This window comes from Desulfopila sp. IMCC35008, from assembly GCF_010646885.2.
Taxonomy (GTDB): domain Bacteria; phylum Desulfobacterota; class Desulfobulbia; order Desulfobulbales; family Desulfocapsaceae; genus Desulfopila.
The window spans coordinates 3,966,277-3,990,068 of sequence record NZ_CP050700.1 but is presented as its reverse complement, the minus strand read 5'-3'; the positions used below and the strand labels follow the sequence as shown (position 1 = coordinate 3,990,068).

The 23,792-nt window shown below is 50.1% G+C and carries 22 protein-coding genes; 19 read left to right on the top strand and 3 right to left on the bottom strand.

Annotation, left to right across the window (positions count from 1 at the left end; all coding sequences use genetic code 11):
• The first annotated feature begins 171 nt into the window (after window positions 1-171).
• The 8 genes from GA520_RS17385 (at window position 172) to hypD (ending at window position 9,944) form a co-directional block, all read left to right on the top strand.
• Entirely contained in the window at window positions 172-666 is a 495-nt protein-coding gene (locus tag GA520_RS17385) for a hydrogenase maturation protease (protein WP_163337690.1), read from the top strand.
• Between the two features lie 14 nt (window positions 667-680).
• The gene (locus tag GA520_RS17380) at window positions 681-2,129 is read left to right on the top strand and encodes a 4Fe-4S dicluster domain-containing protein (RefSeq protein ID WP_304511346.1); all 1,449 of its coding nucleotides are present in this window, start codon (window positions 681-683) and stop codon (window positions 2,127-2,129) included.
• 95 nt (window positions 2,130-2,224) lie between these two features.
• The gene (locus GA520_RS17375; protein ID WP_163337688.1) at window positions 2,225-5,278 is read left to right on the top strand and encodes an FAD-dependent oxidoreductase; all 3,054 of its coding nucleotides are present in this window, start codon (window positions 2,225-2,227) and stop codon (window positions 5,276-5,278) included.
• 108 nt (window positions 5,279-5,386) lie between these two features.
• Window positions 5,387-5,806 carry a hydrogenase iron-sulfur subunit gene (locus GA520_RS17370; RefSeq protein ID WP_163337687.1) on the top strand — a complete coding sequence of 140 codons (420 nt, stop codon included), beginning with the start codon at window positions 5,387-5,389 and terminating at the stop codon, window positions 5,804-5,806.
• Window positions 5,807-5,817: 11 nt separating this feature from the next.
• Entirely contained in the window at window positions 5,818-6,762 is a 945-nt protein-coding gene (locus GA520_RS17365; RefSeq protein WP_163337686.1) for a methyl viologen-reducing hydrogenase, read from the top strand.
• 1 nt (window position 6,763) lies between these two features.
• On the top strand, window positions 6,764-8,116 hold the full coding sequence (locus tag GA520_RS17360) for a Ni/Fe hydrogenase subunit alpha (protein ID WP_205749252.1): 1,353 nt from the start codon (window positions 6,764-6,766) through the stop codon (window positions 8,114-8,116).
• Window positions 8,117-8,407: 291 nt separating this feature from the next.
• Window positions 8,408-8,665, top strand: a complete 258-nt coding sequence (locus tag GA520_RS17355; RefSeq protein WP_163337684.1) for a hypothetical protein — start codon at window positions 8,408-8,410, stop codon at window positions 8,663-8,665.
• Window positions 8,666-8,861: 196 nt separating this feature from the next.
• The gene (gene hypD / locus GA520_RS17350; protein WP_163337683.1) at window positions 8,862-9,944 is read left to right on the top strand and encodes a hydrogenase formation protein HypD; all 1,083 of its coding nucleotides are present in this window, start codon (window positions 8,862-8,864) and stop codon (window positions 9,942-9,944) included.
• 43 nt (window positions 9,945-9,987) lie between these two features.
• Here hypD and GA520_RS17345 read toward each other — a convergent pair whose 3' ends face one another.
• The gene (locus GA520_RS17345) at window positions 9,988-10,317 is read right to left on the bottom strand and encodes a PilZ domain-containing protein (RefSeq protein ID WP_163337682.1); all 330 of its coding nucleotides are present in this window, start codon (window positions 10,315-10,317) and stop codon (window positions 9,988-9,990) included.
• Window positions 10,318-10,681: 364 nt separating this feature from the next.
• Window positions 10,682-11,017, bottom strand: a complete 336-nt coding sequence (locus tag GA520_RS17340; RefSeq protein WP_163337681.1) for a hypothetical protein — start codon at window positions 11,015-11,017, stop codon at window positions 10,682-10,684.
• Window positions 11,018-11,255: 238 nt separating this feature from the next.
• Here GA520_RS17340 and GA520_RS17335 point away from each other — a divergent pair, with 238 nt between their 5' ends.
• From GA520_RS17335 to GA520_RS17315, 5 genes are all read left to right on the top strand, one after another.
• Window positions 11,256-11,744 carry a MauE/DoxX family redox-associated membrane protein gene (locus GA520_RS17335; RefSeq protein WP_163337680.1) on the top strand — a complete coding sequence of 163 codons (489 nt, stop codon included), beginning with the start codon at window positions 11,256-11,258 and terminating at the stop codon, window positions 11,742-11,744.
• The gene (locus GA520_RS17330; RefSeq protein ID WP_163337679.1) at window positions 11,741-12,265 is read left to right on the top strand and encodes a rhodanese-like domain-containing protein; all 525 of its coding nucleotides are present in this window, start codon (window positions 11,741-11,743) and stop codon (window positions 12,263-12,265) included. The genes GA520_RS17335 and GA520_RS17330 overlap by 4 nt, the downstream gene beginning before the upstream one ends.
• Window positions 12,266-12,465: 200 nt before the next feature.
• Window positions 12,466-13,752, top strand: a complete 1,287-nt coding sequence (locus tag GA520_RS17325) for a hypothetical protein (protein WP_163337678.1) — start codon at window positions 12,466-12,468, stop codon at window positions 13,750-13,752.
• The gene (hisC, locus tag GA520_RS17320) at window positions 13,739-14,872 is read left to right on the top strand and encodes a histidinol-phosphate transaminase (RefSeq protein WP_163337677.1); all 1,134 of its coding nucleotides are present in this window, start codon (window positions 13,739-13,741) and stop codon (window positions 14,870-14,872) included. The genes GA520_RS17325 and hisC overlap by 14 nt, the downstream gene beginning before the upstream one ends.
• Window positions 14,873-14,959: 87 nt before the next feature.
• Window positions 14,960-15,979: a hypothetical protein gene (locus GA520_RS17315; RefSeq protein WP_163337676.1), complete on the top strand. Its 1,020-nt coding sequence runs from the start codon at window positions 14,960-14,962 to the stop codon at window positions 15,977-15,979.
• Window positions 15,980-16,141: 162 nt separating this feature from the next.
• On the opposite strand, the gene GA520_RS17310 is transcribed toward GA520_RS17315, so the two are convergent.
• On the bottom strand, window positions 16,142-17,413 hold the full coding sequence (locus GA520_RS17310; RefSeq protein WP_163337675.1) for a condensation domain-containing protein: 1,272 nt from the start codon (window positions 17,411-17,413) through the stop codon (window positions 16,142-16,144).
• A 318-nt stretch (window positions 17,414-17,731) separates the two neighbouring features.
• On the opposite strand from GA520_RS17310, the gene GA520_RS17305 reads away from it, so the two are divergent.
• The 6 genes from GA520_RS17305 to GA520_RS17280 are packed head-to-tail and all read left to right on the top strand — an operon-like array spanning window position 17,732 to window position 23,694.
• Entirely contained in the window at window positions 17,732-18,046 is a 315-nt protein-coding gene (locus GA520_RS17305; protein WP_163337674.1) for a hypothetical protein, read from the top strand.
• A gap of 17 nt (window positions 18,047-18,063) precedes the next feature.
• Entirely contained in the window at window positions 18,064-19,812 is a 1,749-nt protein-coding gene (locus tag GA520_RS17300) for an MATE family efflux transporter (RefSeq protein ID WP_163337673.1), read from the top strand.
• Window positions 19,813-19,866: 54 nt separating this feature from the next.
• A complete protein-coding gene (locus GA520_RS17295; RefSeq protein WP_163337672.1) occupies window positions 19,867-20,979 on the top strand; it encodes an ABC transporter substrate-binding protein in 1,113 nt (370 codons plus the stop codon).
• Window positions 20,976-22,910, top strand: coding sequence for a SpoIIE family protein phosphatase (locus GA520_RS17290; protein WP_163337671.1), 1,935 nt, complete (start codon window positions 20,976-20,978; stop codon window positions 22,908-22,910). The genes GA520_RS17295 and GA520_RS17290 overlap by 4 nt, the downstream gene beginning before the upstream one ends.
• Before the next feature lie 14 nt (window positions 22,911-22,924).
• Window positions 22,925-23,254, top strand: coding sequence for an STAS domain-containing protein (locus GA520_RS17285; RefSeq protein ID WP_163337670.1), 330 nt, complete (start codon window positions 22,925-22,927; stop codon window positions 23,252-23,254).
• On the top strand, window positions 23,254-23,694 hold the full coding sequence (locus GA520_RS17280; protein WP_163337669.1) for an ATP-binding protein: 441 nt from the start codon (window positions 23,254-23,256) through the stop codon (window positions 23,692-23,694). Before GA520_RS17285 ends, GA520_RS17280 begins: the two co-directional genes overlap by 1 nt.
• Window positions 23,695-23,792: the final 98 nt, after the last annotated feature.

Sequence of the window (23,792 nt, the reverse complement as noted above, 5' to 3'; positions counted from 1 at the left end):
CCACTTTGTGGAGAAGGTGGAAACGTGGTTTCTAAAAACAGGAAAAATATCACTATTAAATACAGACGCTTAGGTGGTCACGCACAATTGGTTGAAAAATAATCCCTTGAAGTTGGCGGGTGCGAATGGTAGTTTGTGCGTAAATCTTCAAATAGAGGCACATTTCGCACAATGAATAAGAACGTACCCACAACGGTAATTTTCGGCTGCGGTAATATTGTGATGGGCGATGACGGCTTTGGTCCGGAAGTCGTCGCAAAACTGCAAAACGATTATGATTTGCCCCAGGATGTTCAGACTATCGATGCTGATACCGGCATCCGTGAATACCTGTTTGACTACCTGCTTGCCGAGGAGATCCGACCCCAAAATATAATTATACTCGATGCGGTCGACTTTCCCAATAAAGAACCGGGAGATGTATTCACTATTAACCCGAATGATATCCCGGCCCAGAAAATCCATGACTTTTCCCTTCATCAGTTTCCTACTGTAAACCTACTTCAGGAACTAGAGCAACATACCGGCATCCGTGTGATCATTCTCGCGGGGCAGGTTGAATATATACCGGAAGAGATTACTCCGGGACTGACACCAGCCATGTCTGATGCGGTCAATACAGCATGTGAAGAGGTTGTTCGCATTCTTTCAGAACAATGTAAGTGAGGTGATTGTTAATGATGTACGAATTTAAAGTCAGTGAAATGGCGGAGGAGTTCGGAGTACATCGGAATACCATAAGAAACTGGATTAACGCCGGTACCCTGCCTGCAAAGGAAGGACCGGGGCGTAAGTATCTTATGAAATTCCAGGACTACCAGGCTCTTTGCGACAAATTTGGCAGGGAACCGCTGGTTCGCCCATCCAGTCATGTCGATCTGAAAACGGTCAAGCAGATTGAAAAGCAGGATGTGGAACCATTGGTACTCGGTGAAACCAGCAGTCAGTTTGTTGTTGATGCTTCCATGGGTGACGCATGTTTGACCTGCGGCTCGTGTGCCAGTGCCTGCCCCATCTCGGGTGTGAGTGGACTTGATCCACGCAAGATTGTACGCATGGCAGTCCTTGGCATGGACCAGGAACTGTTGGAGTCAACCTGGCCCTGGAAATGCACCATGTGTGGAAAATGTGAAGAGGCATGTCCGGCCAATATCCAGATTATCGGTTTGATGCGCAAGATACGCGGCGCCCGGGAGAGAGACCTTGTTCCCGGTCCCATCCACAAAGGTGTGCAGATGTGCCTGGAGCGCGGCAACAACCTGGGTATTCCTAAGGACGATTTCGTGTTCCTCTGTGAGGATCTTGGCGAAGAACTTGCCGAGGAGAGCTGCCCCGGTTTCAAGACCCCCATTGATGTGAATGGTGCGAGGGTACTTGTAACGGTCAACTCAAAAGAACCGTTCGCCGAACCGGACGACATGAAGTGGTGGTGGAAGATCTTTTATTCTGCCGGTGAATCCTGGACCATCTCTTCCGAACACTGGGAAGGTGTGAACTGGGGACTGTTTTCCGGTGATGATGATGCCATGAAAATCGTTGTCGGGCGCATCGTCGATAACATGCGCAGGTTGAATTGTAAAATTCTCCTGCTACCCGAGTGAGGCCACGCCTATTTTGCAACCCGGTCCGGGTTGAACAAGTGGTTTCCTGAAGCACTGAACGAATTCAAGATCATGACCGTATTCGACCTGCTGCTCGAATACATCAATGAAGGCAAGATCCAGCTTGATAAGTCCGTACATGAGATGCCGGTGGTGTATCACGATCCATGCAATTACGGTAGAAAATCGCTGAAGGCATTCGGCAAGGGCTATTTTGAAGAAGGGCGTCTGGTGGCCGGGGCCTGTGCCGACGATCTCCGTGAATTGAATCCCAATCGAAACGGCGCCTACTGCTGTGGTGCCGGTGGTGGAGCCTGGGCAATGCCATATGCCGATGAGCGTGTGTACTACGGTCGTATTAAGGCCCGGCAAATAGAAGAGTCCGGAGCAAAGCTTGTCATCGCACCGTGCCATAACTGCCGCGATCAGCTGATGAAATCGCTGAACAAAGAGTACGATCTCAATATTGAGGTGAAGTATCTTTGGGAACTGGTTGCGGATTCGCTCATTCTCCCCAACAAGCAATAACAGAAGTTACGGCTTGAGCAGGAATAGAGCTGAAGTGGGAATCCCGACGGTCACGGGGTGCTCATGAAAAATAGATTGAGAGGAGAAAGCACATAATGCCTGAAAAGAAAAAAATCGGTTCGGTTATGGTTGTGGGAGGCGGTGTTACTGGCATGCAGACCGCACTCGACCTCGCTGATGCCGGATACTACGTCTACCTGATTGAGAAGACAGGTGCTATCGGCGGGGCCATGGCCCAGCTCGATAAGACCTTCCCGACCAATGACTGCTCGATGTGAATCATCGCGCCAAAACTGGTTGAGTGCGGTCGGCACTTAAATATAAAACTGATGACGCTCAGTGAAGTTACCGCCATCGATGGTGATGCGGGAGATTTCACTGTAACTGTAAAAGAAGCTCCACGCTATGTGGATGTGGATAAATGTATTGCCTGTGGGGCCTGTACCGAAAAATGTCCCAAGAAGGTGGACAGCGAGTACGATGCCTCCACCGGAAAACGCAAGGCTATCTATGTAAAATACGCCCAGGCGGTACCGCTTAAGTACCAGATCGATCCGGACAACTGCATCATGATTACCAAGGGTAAATGCGGTATGTGCGAGAAGGTCTGTGATGCCGGGGCAATTAACTATCACGACACTGAAAAGATTCATGCGATCAATGTGGGCGCTGTTGTACTGGCTCCCGGTTTTGAGCCGTATGATCCAACGGATGCCGAGGTGTGGGGATATGGGAACTACCCCAATGTTGTTACCGCCATGCAGCTTGAACGGTATCTCTCCGCCTCAGGCCCCACCGAGGGACACCTTATCCGTCCTTCTGATGGCAAGGCTGCCAACAAGATTGCCTTCCTCCAGTGTGTTGGTTCCCGTGATGAGAACCTTTGTGGCAATGGTTACTGTTCGTCTGTCTGCTGTATGTACGCTATCAAGGAAGCGGTTATTGCAAAAGACCATGTACCCGGTCTGTCCACTTCTATCTTCTATATGGATATGCGTACGCACGGCAAGGATTTCGACCGCTATATGGATCGTGCCAAGAGTGAGTCCGGTGTCCGCTTTGTCCGCTGTAAGGTCAATGGTGTTGAGCCTGCCAATGAGGCGGGGGATCTACGTCTCAGTTATGTGAATGAGGAAGGCCGTCAGATAGAAGAATTTTACGACATGGTCGTACTGTCCGTCGGTTTGCAGACAGACAAGAAAACCCTGCAACTGGCCGAGACAACCGGTATCAAGCTGACCCAGGACAGGTTTGCCGCAACATCGGATTTCGCACCGGTCCAGACCTCACGGGAAGGTGTGTTTACCTGCGGTGCATTTGCCGGGCCGAAAGATATCCCGCAATCTGTTGTGGAAGGTTCCGCCGCCGCCGCTGCGGTTGGCGAACTGCTGTCCCCGTCACGCCATGAGCTATCAACGGAAGCGACCTTTCCGGATGAAAAAGATGTTTGTGGTGAAGATCCCCGTTTGGGCATCTTTGTGTGCCACTGCGGGTCCAATATCGCCGGTACCATTGATGTTGAGGCGGTACAGGAATATGCTGCGACGCTTCCGAATGTGGTCTACACCGAGCGAAACCTGTTCTCCTGTTCCCAGGACACGCAGGATATGATCGTCAAGCGAATCAGGGAACAGAATCTCAACAGGATTGTTGTAGCCGCCTGTACCCCGAGAACGCACGAACCGCTGTTTCGTGAGACACTCAAAGCGGCAGGGCTTAATGAATACCTGATTGAGATGGCCAATATCAGGAATCATGGTTCCTGGGTTCATACCGATAATCCCAAAATGGCAACAGCCAAGGCCAAGGACCTGGTCCGTATGGCTGCGGCAAAGGTCACCTACGGGGCTGCACTCAAGCCGATCGAGGTACAGATTACCCAGAAGGCTCTTGTCGTCGGTGGCGGTGTGTCCGGTATGACTTCTGCTCTCAATCTCGCCGAGCAGGGATTCGAGGTACACCTCGTCGAAAAGACAGATACCCTTGGAGGCAATGCCCTGCATTTACGGGAAACCTGGTCCGGTGAACATATTCCGAGCAAGGTGAGCAAGCTGATCGACAAGGTGGTCTGGAATGAGAAAATCATCATCCACAAGGAGTTTGAGGTTAGCAAAGTGGACGGTTTTGTCGGTAATTTCAGGACGTCCATCAAGACCAAGGATGGCCTGACCAAGACCATCGAACATGGTGTCGGGATTATCGCCACTGGTGGTTCTATCTACCCTCCCGACGAGTATGGGTACAGGGAAATAAAGAAAGTTGTTCTTTCTATCGAGTTCGATAAGCTTCATGAGCTGAAGGAAAAACATGTCAGCAAGGCCAATACCCTTGTCTTTATTCAATGTGTCGGTTCTCGTGAAGGCGAAAGCAACTACTGTTCCAAGGTCTGTTGTACCCACTCGGTCCAGACAGCAATTGAACTGAAGAAAGAAGACCCGAAACGCAATATTTACATCCTTTACCGGGATATGCGTACCTATGGCGAGCGTGAGGCATTGTATCGCCAGGCGCGCAAGATGGGCATTATTTTTATTAACTATGAACTGCATGGAAAGCCACTTGTAGAGGAGAGTGGAGATATTATTGATGTCCAGGTATGGGATCATGTTCTCCACCGTCCACTGAAGATCAAGGCGGATATGGTGATCCTGGCCAGCGCAATTCGACCCAAGGATGATGCCAAGCAGCTTGCTCAGTTGTTTAAGGTGCCGGTTGATGGCGATGGTTTCTTCCTGGAAGCCCATGCCAAACTGCGCCCGGTAGATTTCTCTACAGACGGAATGTTTGTAGCCGGTCTTGCCCATTACCCGAAACCAATGGAAGAGTCTGTGGCCCAGGCACTTGCGGCTTCGTCAAGGGCAGCGACTCTGCTCTCTAAGACAGAGGTGTCGCTTGACGCTATCAAAGCTACTGTTGATAAGACCAATTGTGACGGTTGTGCACTCTGCATAGATGTCTGTCCCTATGGTGCTATTTCCCTTGTGGAGTCCAGTGACGAAGGGACCTCAAACAGGATTATCGCCGTTAACAAGGCCAAGTGTAAGGGCTGCGGCCTTTGCCAGGGAACCTGCCCGAAACGTGGTGTGGCCGTAGCAGGGTTTACCATGAAGCAGATCAGCAGCCAGATTCAGGCGGCACTCGCCGTTTGATCGTGACTCGACAGCCGGGGAACATCAGTTTCCCCGGTATGGTCAGGAGTTGCTGAAAAGATAGATTAACACGTTAACGCTACGTCAACGTAACAAGGAGTAGATCAAATGAGTTTTGAGCCAAAAATCATTGCCTTCTGCTGCAACTGGTGCTCCTACGCCGCTGCTGATCTTGCGGGTATTTCCAGAATGCAGTATCCGCATAATGTGCGGATCATAAGGGTGATGTGTTCGGGGATGGTTCATCCCGAGCATGTCCTGGATGCTCTCGGCCAAGGTGCCGACGGGGTCATGGTACTCGGTTGACACCTCGGTGAATGTCATTACCTGGATGGTAATTATATTGCGATGAACCGTTCCGACATGATCAACGAACTGTTGGAGGATTTCGGATACGAGAGTGAGAGGTTTAAGATAACCTGGGTTTCTTCAGCAGAGCCGGATAAATTTGTCGAGGCTGTGACCTCTATGACAAAGACCATCAAGCAGCTGGGCCCTCTTAACAGTCATGATGCCGAGGCGGCATAAAGGAGGTTGTTATGGGAGTAACCACTGCACTTGAATGGCTCGGATCCTGTTCCGGATGCGAAATAGCGATTCTCAACATCGGTGAGGACCTCTTGCCCCTCATTACCGAGGCGCTCGATATTGTGCATGCCCCGGTACTGATGGACCACAAGTATTTCGGCCAGACCGGTGAAGGCACCGTACTTGAGATTCCCAAGGCAACTGTCGGTATTGTAACCGGTGGTGTGAGTAATCATGAGCATCTTGAGGTGCTCGAAGAGATGCGCGACAAATGTGATGTACTGATCGCGCTAGGTTCCTGCGCCACTCATGGCGGTATCCCGGCGCTGATGAACGGCCAGGACCTCAAAGAGAGCTGGGAGGAGATCTTCCAGACACACACGACGGATCCCGGGGCGGAGATACCCACCATCGAAGTCCCGGCTCCGCTTGACAGGGTGTATGCTTGTGATGAAAAAGTCAAAATTGATATGCAGTTGCCCGGGTGTCCGCCTAATCCGGCACATATTGCAGAAGTTATTGTCTCTCTGCTCGAAGGGAGAGATCCGGTTCTGCCGGGAAAGAGCGTCTGCGATACCTGTCCGACGCAGCGGGAAGGAAAGGGAGAACTTTCCGAGTTAAAGAGATTTATCACCAATGCCGATTATAAGGCTGATAAGCCCATCGACCAGATGCGTTGTCTGCTGGAGCAGGGATACCTCTGTCTTGGTCCGGTTACTGCGGCTGGCTGTACACGCGGTGAGGCACCGAGCTGTATTTCCGCTCGTGTTCCCTGTCGAGGCTGCTTCGGTCCCGTACGTAAGGATGGAAACCAGTTGCTCGACATGATGAATGCACTGGCCAGTAACGGTATTGATTACAAGTCGGTTATCGACAGGCGTTCCATACTGCGTTTTTCCGGCGCTCATGGATTGTTGAAACCGGCCCGCAAAAAGGTTGTTAAGGAGGAAGCATAAGATGGGAACTGTATTGAACATCGCTCCAGTTTCCCGCATTGAAGGACACGCGAAAATTGCCATTCATCTTGATGATGGTGGCAATGTGGAAGATGCATTCCTCCACATTCAGTCTCTGCGGGGATTCGAGAAATTCATTGAGGGACGGCCAGCGGAAGAAGTCCCGCGGATCGTCAACCGAATCTGCGGTATCTGTCCGTGGATGCATCATCTGGCATCCAATAAGGCGGTAGATGGCGCTTTCGGTGTCACGCCGACTCCCACCGGTCATAAATTGCGTGAGCTGTGCCAGGTCATGGCTCATATTAACGACAAGATCCTGCATTTCTTTTTTCTGGCCTCACCGGACTTTGTGCTGGGGCCTGATGCGGACTATTCAGTACGTAATGTTATCGGTGTCGCCAAGGCTGCCCCGGAGCTGGCTGCTCAGGTAGTCAAGATGCGCCAGCTTGGTCAGATGATGCTGGAACGTTTTGCCGGGAAGGCAATTCACCCGATCGCCGGTGTAACCGGTGGATTTTCCAAGCCACTGCTCGAAGATGAGCGTCAGACTTTGTTGACAGAAACCCGGACTTTGCTTGATTTTGCCCTCTATTCTCTTGATTTTGCAATCAATAACGTCTTTTCCAAGTATATGGACGTTATCAGTGAGCTTGGTAATATCACGACAGGCTTCCTGGGCACGGTTGATCGTGAAGATGGCTCACTCAGAATCTATGACGGTAAGCAACGGTTGATGAAGCCTGACGGCAGTTATGTCGATTTTGAAGGTGAGGAATATGCCAACTATCTCGGTGAGCACGTTGAGCCATGGGCATATTCAAAAATGCCGTATGCCAAGTCGTGGGGGGAGGGTTTTGACCTGAGCCTTGAGGCTCCTCGCGGGATCTACCGCTCCAACACGCTGGCGAGAATCAACGTTTGCGACAAGATGGCCACCCCGAAGGCCCAGGAAGCGTTGGAACAGTTCAGAAGTCAGTTTGGCCGGCCGGCCCAACAGACCCTGCTCTATCATTACGCCCGTCTTATAGAAATGGTTTATGCCTGCGAACGCACCATTGAACTCCTGCAGTGGGAGGGGATAACAGATCCCAATGTGCGCGCCAAGGTTGAGCCCAAAGCCGGTCGCGGCGTCGGTATTGTCGAGGCACCGCGCGGAACTCTCATTCATGACTATGTTACCGATGAGAACGGCTGTATCGAGAGCGCCAACCTGATTGTGGGAACCACCCACAATATCGCACCAATGAATATGAGTGTAAAGCAGGCAGCTACCTCACTTATTAAGGACGGTAATTACAACGAAGGATTGCTCAACCAGGTGGAGATGGCGGTCCGCGCCTACGACCCGTGAATGTCCTGCGCAACCCACCGCCTGGATGGCGGCGTGCCAGTAGCTGTTTCCATTATCGATGCCAAAGGCAATGAAGTGGATAGACTTACAAATTAACTGCAGGTCCTGCAACAGGCGGAGGACTGAATTCGCCTGTTGTTCTCTGTCCAGAACGATGTCGTAATATACCCTGTTTCTCGATTTTTTTTTAATGATGAAATAGGGCAGAGTGGTATAGTAAGCGCGGCATGTGGACAGTTCCTCTTGAGGAAGCACTGAAAATGTACAGAAGTTCTTTATAAGGAGCAGATAATGCCACAAAGAAGTGTAAAGGGAAAACGTGTTCAGGTGCGTGCAGAAAACCCCTCGGGGGTTTGCGGGTATGTTGATCACATGACGATAGATGAGCTGAAGGCTCGTGCTGTTGGTGAAGAATTCGATGCGACCTGTCCCGCCTGCGGAAAATTCCATCTGACAAAAGAGGAAATCGACAAGCTGAACAGTGAGAAGATCACCCAGTCCAAGAGTTACAACGATATGAGGCAGAAGGCGGAAGAAGAATCCTCCTGAAACATGATTCCCGGCAGTTCGCTTGTTGTCCGCGGATTGCCGGGATATCGTTACAGCTTACCTGAAATGGCTGCCCGGCCTGCATTTTTTTCTTAAGGTTATTCTGAAAAAGTAGTAAATTCGTTCAGATTCGAAATGATATGCTTTTTCCAGGATGACTGGAATTATCCATTTCCGATTTTCATAAGGTGATTCATTGAGAGACCCGGAACAGTTGTTGAGAAGGTTGGATGAGATTGTTGACAGACCAATTCGAATAATGGTGGTCTGTTCAAGTCATAATCGAGCCATCCTGCAATATCAACTGAGGGAGGAACTTCCCAAGAACCTGGAACTTGTTTCCGGTCCTGGGTGTTCCATCTGCGTTATGCCTACTGGGCATGTGGATGCTTTTGTCAAAGTTGCAATGCAGCCCGACGTTATTACAGCCTGTTGCCACGATTTGTTAAAACTTGGTGGTAGTGGCGACATCTCTCTCGATTCAATCCGGGCACAGGGGATGGCCCAGGTAGAGGTGATTACCTCACCACATGATTGTCTTGAGCTGGCCCGGCGTGAACCTGATAAAATTATCGTCTATCCGGCAGTAGGTTTTGAGGCTACGGCCCCCAGTGTAGCTGAAACAATTCTTGAAGCAGCATGCGAGGGGATCGATAATTTTTGTGTTATTCCTTCCATTCGGTTACTGCCTCCAACTATTGATTCCATCATGCGCGACCCGGATCTGGATATTCATGGCCTGCTCTGTTCGGATCATGTAACGACCATTTCAGATACCGAAGCCTATAAGGCACTGGCGAAAAAGCATAATCTTGCCTGCTGTGTAGCTGGATTTGAAAAAGCGGATATATTGCGAGGACTTATCTCAATGGCGATGCAGATCCGTCATGGTGCATCTCTCTTTGACGTCGGATCGGCTGTAATTTACTCAAGTGTCGAAAACTCCTACGCCAGGCAGATGGTTTCAGAAGTGTTCTTTGCCGTGGATACGGCCTGGAGAGGCTTGGGTACCATTGCAGAGAGCGGGTTTGTAATACGGGACGAGTTATCGCTTTATGACGCGACCAAACGATTTAATGTACGTTTCCTGGAAGGGGAGGAGCAGTGCGCCTGCCATTGCGACATGATTATTTCAGGTCGCGGGTTGCCGCCGGACTGCCCCTCATTTGGTATGGCTTGTACTCCCCAGAACCCTATTGGCCCATGTATGCTTGCCAGTGAGGGGATATGTGCCTCTTATTTTCGTTACAACATGCAGAACGGACGTCATGTGTTGTAGTGATGTTCGGTTGGAACGATTTTAAGTATCTGACAAGCTTTACCTAAGACCAGATATCATCGGCCTCGGGTTCGTGTTGCATAACGAATTCGGTCCAGTCCCAGGGGCTGTTTTCAATCTGCCCACCGATAATTTTATACAGTCCTGAAGCCGATTCCCACTTCTGTCGTACCAACAGCTTAAAATGAGCTCCCTGTCCTTCAATAATTACCGACAGGATGTCTGCGTCCGGGTCCATCCTGACGGGTATGTCATTGAGTGACATGCCGAACCTGGAAATGTCTGTTACTGTTCCCGTAAAGAAACCTTTTCCGTCTGAGATGTCTGCCTGGAGACCGTTGATCGGGATGCGTGGATGTCTTCTCTGGTTCATATCACCACCTGTTGTTTGAGATGTCGGGCTCTACCTGAAAACACTGGAACCCGCCCTTTCTGCTCTCCGTTCTCCTCCCCCGTATTTCCCATACTTATCATGTTAATTTGCCTATCTTACAAAGCAGTTACTTTAGCAAACCAGCTTGAAAAATTTTGCAAATCAACAGGTATATATGAAAAATCAGGGTATAACCGGTAGTGTTCGGTCATGAGCAGTGCAATGTTACTGCTCTTTATTCATTGTAGGTGTCGAGGCTGGGAAAATCAAAATATAATATCGTGAAACTGGCTGGAAGTACTGAAATAATGAGATAACATTATAGGAAAACAGCGTTTTTAAACGCCGTAAAATTTAACTTACCTCAGTCTGTAAAGATCTTGGCCATGCCAATAAAGAGGAGCAGCAGAGAGATGATAAAAAGCAGGTTGCCAAGGCCACATGGGATGCGTTTTCGCTGGGAAAACCTGTTAAATCTGCCTGGGGCACCATCCTTCATGTATCTGTTGCCTGCATGAGCAGGATGGTTCAGGACCTCTCCGATACCAAAAAAAAGCAGGCTTGCGGTGAGACAGAAAAGGCCAATGCGGGTATCGCCGCTTATATTCGACGTGAAAGCCGCAATGATGGGAACAGGGCTGCATAGCAGTGCTGTCACTGCCCCGAGCAACATGTAGGGTGTCGATTGATTTTCTGTCATCAGGCGACCTCGGTAGGGTAAAAGTAACTCCTTTCTTCTATTGTATAGGAGTGACATGAATAAGCAAATAATTTCTATGGATACAGTGTGTTGAATAGTTATAGAAATGTTAGATGAATCCCATTGGTTATATCGGATCTTGCAATTTGACATAATAGATAATTCTAATATTATTGTTGGGTTATAGCACTGTTTATGGGCATGATAAAATCTCCAATAGAGCAAGATGATACCGGTATTGAGCAAAGCAAAAAACGTTGTTCATGGACACAAAATTGATTACCCGCTTTTGCTTGATGTTGTGGCCCGGTGGTTGCTAGCTATTGTGTTCCTTGGTGCGGCGATACCGAAAATACTATCACCAACCTCCTTTGCCGGAGTGATCGGGGCATACGGCCTTGTGCCTGAAATGTTGCTCTTTCCTGTGGCATTAGCCATATGCTGGGGGGAGTTTTTCACAGCCATGGGGCTGTTGTTTAATAAGTGGTGGGCGTTACTTTCAACCCTTGTTTTTATGCTGATCTTTATCGCAGTCCTATCCTATGGAATCTATCTGGGGCTTGATATCGATTGTGGATGTTTTGGTCCAGAAGATCCTGAGCATAAAGCTTTTTCCGGTTTGCGATCAGCGCTTGGAAGAGACCTTTTTTTGATGATACCCCTGCTGTTTGCCTGCAGGTTCAGGTATCAGGTAAATAAAAAAAATCAATTACAGGAGAAAAGATGAAAAAGACGATTATGGTCGCACTTTGTACCGCCCTGCTTTGTGTCACCGGAACCGCATTCGGATTCGGCAACTCAAAATTTGAAAAAGAGGTGGCGACAGAGGCGTCAGCGGTGAAACTGGTGCGTGAGGTCCAGAGAGGCGGGTATAACGTAATAACCACCGAGGAACTGAAACAGGCAATTGATTCCGGTGAAGATATGCTTGTTATCGACACAATGCCTTATGAGGCGAGTTATAAAAAGAATCACATCCCAGGTGCCAAACAGTTTCTCTTCCCAATCCCGGATATGAATGAGTGGGATACTAATGAGACCGGAGGAAAAACCGTTGAAGAATTTAAAGCGCTCCTCGGGGATGATAAAGATAAGAAAATTATTGTTTACTGCGGGTTTGTAAAATGTACCCGGAGTCATAATGGTGCAGCCTGGGCGACTGAGCTTGGATACACTAATGTGTTCCGTCACCCTGGTGGGATATTCGCCTGGAAGGGAGCTGACTATAAAGTCTCCAACGTGGAGTAACGTCTCTCTGCTCATCCTTGTCTTTCATGCAGGCGGCGGACCCGTAATCGGGGTTCGCCGCCTTTTTTTGCTTTCCCACAGCTCTTGAATCCGATATAACCATTGAAAACATGTCAAACGTATCTACTCCTAACTAAGGATGGGGTAGATAGAGGAGCCTATTTTGCTTCTGAAAATCATCGATTAGGATATTTGTTTCCATGAATCCCATTGATCAGAGTGTTTCTGCGAGAATCTGGGCTCACCGCGACTGGGTTCCCCTGGCTCAGGCTTTGGTAGAAAACAGCAGCCCTTTATTTGGATTGGACAGAGACCGCACTGACAGGTTGATTATGGCTGTTGAGGAAGTGGTCATGCACCTTGCCCATACCGCCCCTGGTTCCGAAATCATCCTGGAAATTATTCCCGGGGGATGGAATGTGACTGCCACTCTCCGTTTTGCTGCAGACCCTTCTGACTTGTGGGCAATGAACCTCACTGCTGCCGCTTTGACGGAGGATGAATTTGATCTTCCCCACCTCGGTCTTCTTCTTGCGTCCCGGATGGTGGACTGTTTTGACGTCCAGCTGCAGAGTCGCAAGGTATGTCTCACCCTGAGAGAAGATCTGGCTTACCCCGCTGCGACGCTTGAGGTCAGCCAGCGTAAAGCCTTTGAGGGACCTTTGAGCTTTATAGCCAAACCAGATCCCGATCTGGTGAAAGAAGTTTGCTTACTTGCTCTGGGTCTCTATGGCCCGGAGCACCTGCATCAATCTTTTTTCAAGCCAGGGAAGCTCGCTGATATGGTGACCAGGGGCGACATGAATATGGCCGTAGCTTTGACCCAGGCCTCAGAATTGGCAGGCGCTGTCTGCTGGTGTGGTGATTCTGGCGTTACATTTTTTGGTCCCTACATATTTATGCAGGGCGATCAACTCTCCAGCTTGCTCGTGGAATATCTCCTGCAGAGAGTCGCCAGAACAGATGCCAGGGTGCTATTCTCCGGCCGGACAACCTCCGATTTACCGCCTGGTCATTTTGAATATCTTGGGGCGTACGCGCCGAGTGCCAAGACTCCGGAGACTCCGGTATGGTATCGTCATCTGGGCGAGGATTCCGGCACTTCCGTTTGGTCACACCCGGAAGCTGTCGTATTTCTGGAAAAATCCTATCAGGATCTCTGCCTCATGCGACAGATCCGGGTGACAAAGGACCTGGGAGAAAAGCTCCCGGAACGGTCTGTACTTTTTGCTCAACTACGGCCCAGGCTTGGCGAGGCTCTGCTCGTACCCCTGGTTGGGGGCAGGGACATGAAAACCTGTCTTGTGGATCATGTTACAACCCTCCATGCAGAAGGGTTCGACCGTATACTTTTTCAGACAGATCTGGCGTTGGGCTGGCAGGCATCTCTGGCACAGGCTGCTCTTGAAGCGAGTTTTTCACCCAGGCTGATTCTTCCTTACGGCGGCCAATCTGATCTTTTGGTGTTTCAGTATGAAAGCCTTTGATGCCCTGTCCCTGGTCCCGCCCCACGTCCAGGCTTTTTCGCCATATTACCCAAGCAAGCCTGATCCTGTTCTTATGGAACTCTATGGGGTGTCACGGCTGCACCGGCTTAACAACAATGAAAATGCTCTTGGGCCTCCTCCCGAGGTTGCAGCGCTGATTGAAGCAATTTCTCCGGGAACCGTACCGGTCTATCCCAATGGGGATTGCTATGATTTACGCGGGGTTTTAGCCGATAAATATAGCATGACAGCAGAGCAGTTTTTGGTGGGTAACGGTTCATGTGAGGTTATCGGCTCGGTGATTAAAGCCTTTTGCACAGAGGGAGACAACATCATCACTGCGGATAAGACCTTTGCGGTGTACGAATGGGTTGCCGAATTTTCAGGTATTGAGGCCAAACTCATTCCCCTGCGTCATTCTACTTTTGATCCCCAGGCAATGCTGGATGCTATAGACCCGAAAACGAAGATTCTCTTTGTCTGTAATCCTAACAACCCTACCGGCACATATTGGGATAGTGCCACCATGAGGGATTTTCTTGATCAGGTCAACAATAGGGCATTAGTGGTAATTGACGAAGCTTACTTCGAGTATGTGGAGGAAACCGATTTTCCTGACGGAATGTCCCTCGTAGAGAACTATAGCAATGTGGTTGTATTCAGAACGTTTTCCAAGATGTATGCATTGGCGGCACTGCGAATAGGGTATCTCTGTGCTTCTCCTGAACTGGTTGATCTGATCCGGCGCACCCATATTGTCTATTCCGTGAATACCCTAGCCCAGAGGGCGGCAGCAGCGGCGCTGTCAAATGACGGCTCTTTTGTAACTGCCACTCGTGAGATGGTTCGGGCTGCACGAGCTCGTCTGTGCTGTTTGTTTGATGATCTCAACCTGGAATATCTGGCAAACCAGGGCAATTATGTCATGGTTCGGCTGCCGGTGTCAGATACTCTCATGTACCGTAAACTTATGACCAGTGGTATTATGGTGCGAACCATGACCGGTTTCAGATTTCCAAACTGGATTCGTATTTCTCTTGTCCAACCGCCGGTAATGGAGGAGTTTTGCAGGATCTTTGCGGCGGTCATGACAGATTTTAAAGCCCGTTTAGGGGGATAACACAGGAGAACTTGATTTCCTGTTTTTGTCCTTAATATTGTAAGCCTTCACCGACCTTTGCCGATTGGAATATCTGAGAGGAAAAGCATGACTGAACAAAGCATCCCGGTTGAACCCGGCCAGGAGTGGAGCATCGACAGTTTCCGTCCTGAAGATGCGCGAGGCGTTACCGATCTTTTTCAATCGGTTTATGGGGAGAGCTATCCCATACGCACGTATCTGGAACCTGAACTTTTAGTGCAGGAAAATCGTGAAGGTCGCGTGATTTCTTCGGTGGCCAGAATTCCTTCCGGTGCAATTGTAGGTCATACATCACTATTCAATTCTGCGCCCAATACCAGGATATATGAAAGTGGAGCCGGCCTCGTTCATCGGCTCTACAGAGGAGGCCGGGGAATTGCTACCCGGTTGTTCGAGCACGGTATTGAAATGGGGACAGGGCGCCCGGATGTGGATCTTATTTATGGAGAACCCGTCTGTAATCACTCGTATTCCCAGAAGATGTTGAATAAAAATCTCATGGTTGCCAGAGCCATGGAGGTGAACTTGATGCCCGCCGCCGCCTATGCCAAGGAACAAAGCGCTGGAGGAAGGGTTTCTACCTTTTTGAGCTTTCTAATCCTGAAATCCAGGTCAAACAGTGTTTTTGTTCCCAATGAGCTCAGTGACCAGTTTTCTCTTTGCTACAATGGGCTCGACGACCAGTGCACCTTTGAGATAGCGGACGGAGAACCGACGTCCCACAACAGCCAGATCAGTATTCAGAGTTTTGAGTTTGCCCAAGTGTCTCGCGTGGCAGTGCGTGATATCGGAGAAGATTTTCCGACTCGGATAAGGGATGAGGATCTCAGGCTGGTGGGGCAGGGTGATCGTGTGATTCAGGTTTGGCTTAACACTGCCCAGCCCCATGTGGGTTGGGCAGTGTCTACCCTGAAGTCGATGGGCTATTTTTTCGGAGGAGTTCTTCCCCAATGGTTTGGCACCGATGGCATGCTCATGCAAAAAGTCCTTGACCAACCGGACTGGCAAGGCACCGTGCTGGAGGGGGAGCGCAACGAAATCGTAGCCGGGATGGTACGAAAAGAGTGGGAAAACGCCCAGGCTTGAGTACCTGCAGGTACAATACCCGTTAGTGCCGGAGGTCAGGCCATGCGGCATCTTCTTCTTCAGTATTTTAGCAATGAACAGAGCCAACTATGGTTCAGTGCTAACCACTTCTAATCTGACACCGCCTGAACACTTGAGAAATGCGGGCTGGAAGTCGACCTACTATATCTCGGTCATTACGCTGACAAAGGTTTTCTGCAACTCCTCTAACCAGGCCTTGGAGCAGAACCCGGATTGACCGATAGCGAATAATGAAGGCTGAGTTGGATCCCCTGTGACCTGGAACGACATGGGGTGAGGCCAGAAAGCCGGAGTCACGGTTTTAAACCGGGACACAGAAAGATGTTTGAACTCTGGTCGCGATCCTTTGTCTGGAGGCACATAGTGGAAAAAAAGTCCGGGGTAGCCAGCACATTCTGGATCGAGCTCTTTCCATGTCGGCCAGAGACAGTGTTGTTTTGCCGAAGCCAATGTCTGGCTGACCTTATTAAGTACAGAGGGATAATCATTGCTGTCGGTTAAGCGGACAGGGATATAAAATCGGTTCAGCATGCACCCCTCCACATCCTTGAGGCCGGGCATTCGGCGCAGGGAGGCGACGAAAGCGGTGAGCAAGTTGTTTTTACCGGAGATTCTTGACAGAGCAAAGTTGTAGAGGGTGAAATACCCCTCAAAAACTGAAGCCCCTAAAGCACGGGTTTTTGCTTCAAATTTTCGGCAAAGATCAGGGTCCAGAGGCAGAAATGACTGGACGGTTTTGAGTGGGTGGTCCGAAGTACCAGGAGCCGGAGGCGATGTAAATACAGGCGAAGTACCATCCAGCAATTGTTGCCAGAAAGCTCTGGACTGTTCCAGGTGGCCCGAGGCCAGCAGGCTGTCATACCAGGCTGAAAAATCCTTGAAATCCGGTCCCTGGGATAGGTGTACGGACTCTTGGTCAATAATTTGGTTATAGAGTTGTGCCAGGGTTGCCAGAGTTTGGTCAATCGTCCAGATATCCAGGATGTCGTGGGGCCCGGAGAGCCCTAGTGCGTAACGCTGCTGCTCAATCTTGAGAAGTCTGAGGGCGCATGCTGGTGTCCCGGGATGGGGAGATCGGGTACTCCAGGCCTCCATCTCCGCAGCCAGATCCTGAGAGAGAATATGTTCAACTTGAGCAGGTTTTGGTGTGGAGTCTTTTATTATCCCTCCATCCTCTCCATTTTCAAGTTCCAGATGCAGATAATCCTTTGCTTGCGCCAGGGTGTCCATGGCACGACACATAGCCGTTTCATTCAGGGGACCTGCCATTTCCCATTGGAGGGTGACCTTTGACGCAACAGCTCCCTGTCTCTCCAGGTTTCTGGACTGTGAAAAAATGAGTTGGGCGCCAGCGGGCAATAGAGGCTTCTCTACCCCAGGGGCTGGAGTAAAAGGGGGAAGGTTCATTATCATATCTGCATCCTCGAAATCCTGTATGGTCTTTATGCATTGAAGTGTGTCGGAGGTGGCCATTCTAGCCTATTTTTTTCGGTATTGGCAGAAAAAGATCAGTTGTTGAGAACTCAGGGTCTTTTTCTTATAGCGGTTTGGCTTACTGGAGATAGGGCAGGCGAGTACGGCATCTGTTTTTTTTCTATTTGGGAAATTCCGATCATCCCAGGATGGTTCACATATCAGCAGTTACTGCAAAAAAAATATTTCACCGAACTGCCTTGAATTAAGCCACCAATCCTCTATGCTATATCAAACGTCTTTCAAGGAGATCATTTGATGACGGAAACGAGAGGGGAACCACTGACCCACACCGTGCAAAGAATATACCTGCCCCTGAGGCTGCATTCGGAGTTCAGCATGTGGAAATTGCGGGTTGCCCTGAACGACCTGTTGCATCAGGTGCTGCTGATTGTTGTAATTGCGATTCCCGGCTTCTACGTTTTTGCCGGGGCGGTTGACAGCGTTCTGCATAAACGGTATGTGGACGTTTTCGATCTGGATATGGAATCTTCTGGTTTTCATGGGAAAAGTGGACCCGCATATCTGCGCTGGGTTCTGGTGCAGGAGATACGGGTTTTCTTGCCAGTTTAAAACAACAGGCAACAGGCATGATACGACACATAAATAACAGAAAGAGCACGCTGCTGGACAATAAATACTGGGAGTTCTTTATCCCTACGATTCTGATGGCCATGACGCTTACCATGTCCGTTGTCGTCGATGCAGTCATCGTCGGCAACATGCTTGGCTCGGAGGCATTGGCGGCCGTCAATCTCGTTATGCCCGTCATCATGATCTATAATACGGTTGCCGTCAGTCTCGGTATGGGGGGCGCAACCCTTATATCGGTGGCCAAAGGAAGACGACAGGGAGAATACGCCAATGATATTTTCACGGTGGTCCTTATTGGCTTGTTTTCCGTAAGTTTTCTCCTGCTGGCTTGCCAGGAGCTGTTTCTTGTTGACATCACCAAAATTCTTACCCGGGAACCCTCCCTGCGCCCCTTGGTGTCAGCCTATCTTCATGTCCTCGTCTATGGTACTCCACTGATTATAATTGTTTTGGGTCTTGTTTATTCTCTGCGGATCGATGGCAGGGTGAAACTTGCATCGACCGTGTTGATAGCCTCCAACCTGGTCAACCTGGTGCTGGACCTGGTGTATATGGGACCGATGAAACTGGGAATTGCGGGTTCGTCACTGGCCACGGTCTCCGGTTATGCCGTGGGTGCAGGCTTTCTTTTCGTATATATATTCAGTAACAAGAGAACGCTGCGCTTTTCCGTCTCAACTTTACTACGGTTGCCGAAGTTTGGAAGGTGTCTCCTCAGGATACTTTCCACCGGCACGCCGGCGGCAATGGGCTCCATCCTGGTTACCATCAAAATCCTCTGTATCAACCATATCGTTCTAGCTGTTGCCGGCAAGTCAGGGATGGTGGCTTTTTCTGTCTGCCTCTCCTGCCTGTCGTTTGTATCGATGTTTATCTCGGGCGCAGCCCAGGCCATGACCCCCATTGTTGGGGTATTGTACGGCGAGAACGACTATACAGGTGTTCATTTCGTGGTTCTCAGGGCTGCGAAGACACTCTTGGTCTCAAGTGTCCTTGTCACCTTACTCCTGGAGTGTGTCCCAGGAATTGTTTTACAGATGTTTGGTGTTCATCATCCTGCAGATATTGCCGAAGGGATCCCGGCTATCCGGCTCTTCTCCCTCAGCCTTGTCGGGACGAGCATTACTTTTCTTTCCATCTACTATTTCATGACCATAGGCAGAACAAAATTCTCCACGGTCATCTCCATGGTGGAGGGGCTCTCTGTGATCCCCATTGCTCTCACGCTCTCTCAGTTGTGGGGATCTGCCGGAGTCTGGATCGCCTTTTCAATGGCCGAGATTGTCACTATCAGCATGATAGTGACCTGTTGCATCTATCTGATGCGAAAGTCTCCGGAGGCATATAAGAGCCCCTTATTGCTGGACCGAAGAATACTCGGCGACACTCGTATCCTGGAGACGACGATCACAAGCAGTAACGAGTTGAGAGAGGGGGCCAGGGAAGGGATAGCGGGTTTACTCGACTCTCTGGAGATAAAACAGGAAAAGCTAGAAATGATACGGAAAGCGGTCATAAAAGCGGTTGATGATGTTGCCGAGCAGGCGTACCCGCAAGGAGAGAGGGGTTATCTTGATCTTCTCGTGCGGGTTTATGATGATAGAATAGTCGCCAGCCTGCGCGACAACGGGATGGGTGTGGACCTCTCCGGCAACAGCTTTCTGTCACAATCGCTGCCCGACAGTGTGAAGATCGAGCAGGCCCAGGCCATTGGGTTCAATACGATAACCCTCACGTCTCAATAGGTAAAAGAATTGTGGGTTAACGACTCAAGGAACGTTGTTGAGGAAAAAAGACAGATGAAAACAGTAACACCGGAAGAGGTTACAAAACTGGTCCACAAGACTCCAGGCCTTTCTACGAAGGGCGAACAGAGGGAAGAAAATGAAAGTATTCCTGTGCGATTCCTGATGGTGTCGGTGATGAGTCAAGACAGATCCTTAAGGGGCTGCTGCAAGGTTTTACTGGTTCTGCTGCTTTTCATCATCGCTGGTCCGGCTCGGCTGCCTGCCGCTGAAAGACCGGTCCGGCTGGCTTTGCAATGGTATCCTCAAGCCCAATTCGCCGGTTATTACATGGCCAGGGAGAAAGGGATCTATGCCCAATATGGGCTCGATGTGGAGATCGTTGCCGGTGGGGCGGACAGAAACTCTCTGGAACTGGTGGCCGATGGAGAGGTAGATTTCGCCACCGCCTTTCTCACCACTGCCCTTCAAATGCGGGCACGCGGCGTGGAATTGGTCAATATAGGCCAGATTGTTCAGCGTTCGGCCTTGATGCTGGTGGCCAGGAAGGATTCAGGCATAAGGACGATCATGGATCTCGACGGGACCAGGATCGGTACCTGGGGCCAGGGATTCCAGCTGCAGCCGCAGGCACTTTTTCAACGCGAAGGGTTGAGCGTGGCACTAGTGAGGCAGTCTCCCACGTTCGAGCTGTTCATGCGAGGCGGCCTCAATGCGGTTATGGCCATGTGGTACAATGAATACCATCAATTGATCTCCTATGGCCTGGCCCCGGAGGAGATGACCGCCTTCTTTTTTAGCGAACTGGACCTGAACATGCCCGAAGATGGTATTTATTGTCTGAAGTCAAGGCTCACAGGGTCTCCTGAAACTGTTTCTGCGCTGGTCCAGGCGACGGTTGAAGGGTGGCGCTACGCCTTCGCCAATCCTGATGAAACAGTCGATACTATATTGGCAATCATGAAAGGGGCGAACATCAGGGCGAACAGGGCGCACCAGAAGTGGATGCTGGCACGTATGGAAGATATTATCATGGTTGACGCCACAACTCTTGATACCCGACTGAAACGGCAGGATTTTGACAGGACCATGGATGCACTCAGGGATGCCGGTATCATTGAGAAGGCGATCACCTATGAGGAGTTCTATAAGGAGCAAATACGATGAATTTGAGAGGCATCGCTTTTCGGCTGGCGGCACTGACGCTTCTCTTTTCGGCGCTGATTTTTGCAGGAATTGTCGGCTACAATTACACTGTTTCCCGTGATATCATTGTGGGACTTGCTGAAGAGCGTGGCACACTGCTTGCTGATTCCACTGCAAAGCGGATTTCGGCTTCACTCAACAGTGTCCAGAAGGTTGTGGAGAGCATTTCTTTTTCTCTGGAAGACAGTAATATCAGCAGGGATCTCCTTGGCAGGCTTGGCAGGAGAGTACTCAGCGATAATTCGGAAATATTTGGTACAGCCGTTGCTTTTGAGCCGTTTGGCTTTGATTCCGACCGGGAATATTATACTTCCTATTCATACCGTTCTCAAAATCGGTTCGCTCACACGATCCTGGGTGGACTGGACTATCAATATTTCTATATGGATTGGTACCAGTTAGCAAAAGAATTTGAACAACCCATCTGGACAGAACCGTATTATGATGAAGGCGGTGGCAACCAGTTGATGGCAACGTACTCCGTCCCTTTTTACCGCAAACAAAAAGGCCGCCAGGTCCTGCGCGGGGTGGTGACCGCCGATATCTCGATTACCCGGATTCAGACTTTGATCTCAGAGATTAACGCCAACGAGTCAGGGTATGTTTTCATGCTTTCCCGCTACGGGACCTTTATCGCCCACCCGAATAGTGAGCTGGTTATGAATGAGACGATATTCACTTCGGCTGAGAGCCTGGAGCATCCACTTCTCACCAGGGTCGGCCGCCGAATGATTGGGGGGGAGACAGGGGTGGAAGAGGTTCCGGATCTTCCGTTCACCGGAGACAGCTTCGTCTATTTTACGCCGCTTCCAGACCAGCAATGGTCGATCGGCGTTGTCTTCCCCAAAAAAGAGATGTTGGCCGAAGTTGGGCGCCTCAACAGGGAGGTTGCTGCTCTGGGGGCTTTCGGTTTTCTCGCTCTCGCCCTGCTCATCACTTATATAACGACGAAAATTACTTCACCGCTCAGAAATCTCACGATGTCTGCAAACCACATGGCCTCGGGCGATCTCGATACACGCTTGCCCGAGGTGGTATCGCATGATGAGGTTGGGGAACTGACCGCCGCATTTCGGACCATGCAGGATTCCCTGAAGAGTTATATAACCGATCTCACCCGGACTACTGCCGTCAAGGAACGTATTGAATCCGAACTCCGCATCGCCCATGAGATCCAGATGAGCATCCTGCCGAAGCTCTTCCCTGCCTTTCCGGAGAGAAGCGAGTTTGATATCTATGCGTTTATCGATTCGGCCCGGGAAGTCGGTGGCGATCTCTATGATTTTTTCTTTGTAGATGAGGACCGGTTTTATTTTTTGGTAGGAGATGTTTCTGGTAAAGGCGTACCTGCGGCTTTTTTCATGGCGGTAACCAAGACCCTGTTGAAAGTAGTTGCAGAGCGTGGCCTGGATCCCGGTGAGGTTCTCACCAAAGTAAATAAGGATCTCGCTGAAGACAACGAGTCCTGCATGTTTGTCACACTTTTCCTGGCGGTCATTGATGTTAATACAGGTGAGGTTCGGTATGCAAACGCCGGTCATAACCCACCCTTGATTGTGCCAAAGGGTGAACCGGCCCAATGGGTATCCTCCGAGAATGAACTCATGGCGGGTGTTATGGACGATACACATTACACGACACGTGTGATGACCATGCGTCCGGGCGATACCCTGTTCATCTATACTGATGGTGTCACCGAGGCCATGAATAATGATGATGAACTCTATGCGGAAGAGCGGCTGGTAAAGGTCATGAATGAATGTGGCGGCCGATCTGCACAGGAGATAGTTCGCAGTGTTGAGATGTCGCTCAAGGAGTTTACCGGAGGAGCGGCCCAATCTGATGATATTACGATGTTAACCATGCAGTATATTGGCAAAAAGAACCAATAAAGAGGAAAGATAGAATGGATCTGGAATATGAAAAGAGAGAGGACGGTACCCTCGTCCAGGTTATCGGCAGGATGGACGCCATCAGCGCACCAGCTTTTGAGAAAGGGTGCACAAGCGTCATCGACGACGGTGAGAAGAGGATTGTAGTGGATTGTACACGCCTGGAGTACATCAGTTCCGCTGGACTCCGGTCGATACTCGTTGCGGCCAAGAAAATGAAGGGGAGTGGCGGTACGATCTCTTTCTGCGGACTTGCAGGAATGGTGGAGGAGGTGTTCAAAGTGTCCGGGATGGGCTCGATGTTTGTGGTGACGAACACCGCCGAGGAGGCATTTGGTTCCTGATGATCTCCCGTGCCAAAACGTTGACCCTGCCGGTTGAGATTGGGAGTCTTCATGAGGCGCAGGGGTTTGTTCGGAGCCAGGCAGGGGAAATGAACGTTCCCGAGTCGTTTCTCGGCAATCTGGAACTGGTGGTCGAGGAACTTTTTGTCAACATCGTCAATCATGCAAGGCCGGTGGGAAGGACTGAGGTCGAGATACGATGTGAGCTCCAGGCGAGTTACGATACTTCCCAAGAGGTTTTCTGTCTCTCGGTGCGGGACTGGGGAGCCCCCTTTAACCCCTTGGAGCAGGAAGTACCTTCTCTTGAAACCGACCTGGATGATCGACCGATTGGCGGACTCGGCATCTATTTAATTAATCAGATGACGGCCCGTTGTTCTTACATCCGGGAAGGAGACAGTAACCTGTTCCAGGCATTTGTTCCTGTCGACAATGGTTGATGGGGCCACACATCCGTGTAGTCCGGCCTTTTTTCTTTCCCCATGCGCCCGAATCCGATATAAATAATAGGGAATAGTTGCTGAAAATGGTGTGCGGT

Bases quoted from the DNA above. Each gene is read 5' to 3' on its own strand.
- GA520_RS17290 (WP_163337671.1), top strand. From the start codon at position 20,976: ATGAATTTGAGAGGCATCGCTTTTCGGCTGGCGGCACTGACGCTTCTC.
- GA520_RS17280 (WP_163337669.1), top strand. From the start codon at position 23,254: ATGATCTCCCGTGCCAAAACGTTGACCCTGCCGGTTGAGATTGGGAGT.
- GA520_RS17360 (WP_205749252.1), top strand. From the start codon at position 6,764: ATGGGAACTGTATTGAACATCGCTCCAGTTTCCCGCATTGAAGGACAC.
- GA520_RS17355 (WP_163337684.1), top strand. From the start codon at position 8,408: ATGCCACAAAGAAGTGTAAAGGGAAAACGTGTTCAGGTGCGTGCAGAA.
- GA520_RS17340 (WP_163337681.1), bottom strand. From the start codon at position 11,017: ATGACAGAAAATCAATCGACACCCTACATGTTGCTCGGGGCAGTGACA.
- GA520_RS17315 (WP_163337676.1), top strand. From the start codon at position 14,960: ATGACTGAACAAAGCATCCCGGTTGAACCCGGCCAGGAGTGGAGCATC.
- GA520_RS17295 (WP_163337672.1), top strand. From the start codon at position 19,867: ATGAAAACAGTAACACCGGAAGAGGTTACAAAACTGGTCCACAAGACT.
- GA520_RS17385 (WP_163337690.1), top strand. From the start codon at position 172: ATGAATAAGAACGTACCCACAACGGTAATTTTCGGCTGCGGTAATATT.
- GA520_RS17285 (WP_163337670.1), top strand. From the start codon at position 22,925: ATGGATCTGGAATATGAAAAGAGAGAGGACGGTACCCTCGTCCAGGTT.
- GA520_RS17345 (WP_163337682.1), bottom strand. From the start codon at position 10,317: ATGAACCAGAGAAGACATCCACGCATCCCGATCAACGGTCTCCAGGCA.
- GA520_RS17305 (WP_163337674.1), top strand. From the start codon at position 17,732: ATGACGGAAACGAGAGGGGAACCACTGACCCACACCGTGCAAAGAATA.
- GA520_RS17300 (WP_163337673.1), top strand. From the start codon at position 18,064: ATGATACGACACATAAATAACAGAAAGAGCACGCTGCTGGACAATAAA.
- GA520_RS17325 (WP_163337678.1), top strand. From the start codon at position 12,466: ATGAATCCCATTGATCAGAGTGTTTCTGCGAGAATCTGGGCTCACCGC.
- hisC (WP_163337677.1), top strand. From the start codon at position 13,739: ATGAAAGCCTTTGATGCCCTGTCCCTGGTCCCGCCCCACGTCCAGGCT.
- GA520_RS17310 (WP_163337675.1), bottom strand. From the start codon at position 17,413: ATGATAATGAACCTTCCCCCTTTTACTCCAGCCCCTGGGGTAGAGAAG.
- GA520_RS17365 (WP_163337686.1), top strand. From the start codon at position 5,818: ATGGGAGTAACCACTGCACTTGAATGGCTCGGATCCTGTTCCGGATGC.
- GA520_RS17330 (WP_163337679.1), top strand. From the start codon at position 11,741: ATGAAAAAGACGATTATGGTCGCACTTTGTACCGCCCTGCTTTGTGTC.